This is a genomic window from Longimicrobium sp., from assembly GCF_036554565.1.
In the GTDB taxonomy this organism is placed as follows: Bacteria; Gemmatimonadota; Gemmatimonadetes; order Longimicrobiales; family Longimicrobiaceae; genus Longimicrobium.
Window position 1 is genome coordinate 1 of the sequence record NZ_DATBNB010000442.1, and the last position, 2,838, is coordinate 2,838.

Annotated in this window: 3 protein-coding genes; all 3 read left to right on the top strand. The window is 69.9% G+C overall.

Going from position 1 to position 2,838, the window contains the following annotated elements:
* A partial coding sequence (locus tag VIB55_RS12085; protein WP_331876900.1) for a PCYCGC motif-containing (lipo)protein occupies nt 1-503 on the top strand: 503 nt, incomplete at its 5' end.
* Between the two features lie 104 nt (nt 504-607).
* Nucleotides 608-1,555 (top strand): metalloregulator ArsR/SmtB family transcription factor, encoded by a 948-nt coding sequence (locus VIB55_RS12090; RefSeq protein WP_331876901.1) that lies wholly within the window; start codon nt 608-610, stop codon nt 1,553-1,555.
* A gap of 642 nt (nt 1,556-2,197) precedes the next feature.
* The coding region (locus tag VIB55_RS12095) for an adenosylhomocysteinase (protein ID WP_349263017.1) at nt 2,198-2,838 on the top strand (641 nt) is incomplete at its 3' end.

The following is a 2,838-nucleotide window of genomic DNA, read 5'->3' on the forward strand; positions in this document are numbered from 1 at the left end:
GGAACGGACGCGAGACGTTATCATCCATGCTTACCCTGATCCTCCGAAGTCCAATGCCGATCCGCTCTTCCACCCTCCGCGCGTTCCGTAGCGCGCCGGCCATGCTCGCCGCGATGCTGCTGTGCGCGCTGGTGCCGGACGCGGCGCGGGCGCAGGACCACGCGCATCATCAAGGTCAGGCCGCGCAGGCGCGCGGCCATCACCCGGCCCCGCGTGAGGGCATCTCGGGGCAGGGCGTGCTCTCGGCGGAGGTCGTGCCCAGCAGCGCGCGCGACGCGTACACGATCGCGGCGCGGATACCGTCCATCCTCGATGCGCTGTACTGCCACTGCGACTGTCACGATCGCGACGAACTGCGTTCGCTGCTGGAGTGCTTTGAGAACCGGATGGCCACCACCTGCGGCATCTGCCAGAACGAGGCGCGCATGGCCGGCGAGATGCACGCCGACGGCAAGTCGCTAGAGGAAATCCGCAAAGCCATCGACGACCGCTACGGCGACTGACCGCCGCCTCGTCGCCCCGTTGCGAGCCCCGCGAAATCCATTCGCGGGGCTCGCTTGCTTCCGGCCGGAGGGTGTTGTATCTTTCCAGCCGGATGAACGGATAGATGAGTGTCTCCGCCCCCGCGATCTTCGATCGCATGTCGGCCCTGGCCGATGCCACACGCAGCCGGCTGCTGCTGGTGCTGGAGCGGCACGAGCTGACGGTGGGCGAGCTGTGCCAGGTGCTTCAGCTTCCGCAGAGCACCGTCAGCCGGCACCTGAAGCTGCTGGGCGACGAGGGATGGGTGAGCGCGCGCGCCGAGGGCACCAGCCGCCGATACCGGATGCCCGCCGACCGGCTGGATGCCGACGCCCGCCAGCTCTGGCAGATCGTCCGCCGCGAGGTGGCCGAGCTGGCCGGGGCAGCGCAAGACGCGGAACGGCTGCGGAGCGTCCTGGCCCAGCGCAGCACCCGGTCGCGCGAGTTCTTCTCCTCCGCCGCGGGCGAGTGGGACCGGCTGCGGGCGGACCTGTTCGGCCGGCGCGCGGACCTGCTGGGGCTGCTGGGCCTGGTGGACGAGGCGTGGACGGTGGGCGATCTGGGATGCGGAACGGGGCAGATGGCGGCCTCCCTCGCCCCGTTCGTCGCCCGGGTGATCGCGGTCGACGGCTCGCCGGCCATGCTGGAGGCCGCCCGCGCGCGCCTGGCCGGGACCGCCAACGTGGAGGTGCGCGAGGGCGAGCTGGAATCGCTGCCCATCGAGCCCGGCACGCTGGACGCGGCGGTGGCGTTCCTGGTGCTGCACTACGTCGCGGAGCCCGCGGACGCCCTGGCCCAGGCCGCCCGCGCGCTGAAGCCCGGTGGCCGGCTGCTGGTGGTAGACATGATGCCGCACGACCGCGAGGAGTACCGCCAGGCGATGGGGCACGTGTGGCAGGGCTTCGAGTTGGAGCGGCTGGGCGGATGGATGGCGGACACGGGGCTTACGGCCTTTCGCTACGTCCCCCTGCCGCCGGACCCGGCCGCCAAGGGCCCCACGCTCTTCGCCGCGAGCGCACGACGGAGTGCGTGAGTGCGGAAGTGCGAAAGTGCGAAAGTGCGAAAGTGCGAAAGGCAAGGACGCGCCGCACAGGCCGAACGCACACGAAAGCAGGCAGTCCACGAAGGTGGACATCGTGTAGTTGTTGCAGCGAATTCATTCGCCCGTGCAGGGCCGGAGGCAGCCCCCCAGCCTCGGAACCCGAGCCGCAGCCGCCGCTGATCCGAGTCCCGGAGTCTGGAGTCGCTGCCGCGCCCCGGCCATGAAGTGATTCAGGCAAGATCCTTCGGCCCGCGAGGGCTGGTGTGCGGGCCGGTGCGGTGCGCCTGGGCCTCAGGATGACAGGCTGCCCGCGAGGAGTCGGTGTGTTGTGCGCCTGGGCCTCAGGATGACAGGCTGCCCGCGAGGAGTCGGTGTGTTGTGGGCCTGGGCCTCAGGATGACAGGCTGCCCGCGAGGAGTCGGTGTGTTGTGGACCTGGGCCTCAGGATGACAGAGTGCCCGCGAGGAACCGGTGTGAGGTGCGCCTGGGCCTCAGGATGACAGGGCCCCGGTGTGGTCGAGTGGTAAAGCGTGAACGATAGCCGATCCGGCTATTCCCTATTCCTTACTCCCTGGAGCGTACGTGAGCGCAGTCGCCGAACTTACCAGCAACCCCTTCACCGCCGCCCGCGAAATGGGCCGCGAGCCCTTCAAGGTGGCCGACATCTCCCTGGCCGACTTCGGCCGCAAGGAGATCCGCCTGGCCGAGCACGAGATGCCCGGCCTCATGGCCCTGCGCGCCGAGTACCGCGGCAAGAACCCGCTCGCCGGCGCCAAGATCATGGGCTCGCTGCACATGACCGTGCAGACCGCCGTCCTCATCGAGACGCTGGTGGAGCTGGGCGCCGACGTGCGCTGGGTGTCGTGCAACATCTTCAGCACGCAGGACCATGCCGCCGCCGCCGTGGTCGTGGGCAAGAACGGCACGGAGACGGATCCGCAGGGCGTGCCGGTGTACGCCTGGAAGGGCGAGACGCTCGAGGAGTACTGGTGGTGCACCGAGCAGGCGCTGATCTGGCCGGACGGCAGTGGCCCCAACCTGCTGCTCGATGACGGCGGCGACGCCACGCTGCTCGTGCACAAGGGCGTGGAGTACGAGGCGGCCGGCGCCGTCCCGGGCTTCGACCCCGAGAACGACTCCGAGGAGTGGGGGGTGATCCTGGAGGTGCTGCGCCGCAACCTGTCGGAAGACCCCACGCTGTGGACGCGCGTGGCCGCCGACCTGCGCGGCGTGAGCGAGGAGACCACCACCGGCGTGCACCGGCTGTACGAGAT